This window comes from Sphingobium sp. 3R8, from assembly GCF_020166615.1.
GTDB lineage: Bacteria > Pseudomonadota > Alphaproteobacteria > Sphingomonadales > Sphingomonadaceae > Sphingobium > Sphingobium bisphenolicum.
In genome coordinates, this window is the sequence record NZ_JAIQXR010000075.1 from 1 (window position 1) to 453 (window position 453).

The following is a 453-nucleotide window of genomic DNA, read 5'->3' on the forward strand; positions in this document are numbered from 1 at the left end:
GGAAGCCCAGGAGGATGCGATCCGCGCCCGGCTCGCTGCTGCACCGGCTGATGTGCCGGACATCCATCCCAACATCTCTGAGATTTATCGGCGCAAGGTCGAGCGACTGACGCATGCACTATCGCAGCCGGAGGAGCGCCAGGAAGCCGCAGATGCGTTGCGGGCCCTGATCGAGCGGATCGAGCTTACGCCCGGCGCGAAGCGCGGTGAGGTCAACGCCATGCTCTACGGCGAGTTTGGCAGGATCCTGGAGTGGATCGAACAGCGTCGATTGGCCGAGAATGCACAAAGCCCCGGCGCTTTCGCGTCGGGGCTTTGTGAAATGTCGGTTTCTGTGGTTGCGGGAGGGCGATCTAACCGAGACCGACAAAACTCCCGAATGTCGGTTTCAATGGTTGCGGGGGCTGGCTTCCCCCGTTGGTATAACTTTGAATCCCGGAGTTATACCGACGT

General features: G+C 60.9%; 1 pseudogene. It reads left to right on the plus strand.

The window, feature by feature from the left end:
* A pseudogene (locus K9B33_RS22975) lies at window positions 1–453 on the plus strand (hypothetical protein); the annotation flags it as partial.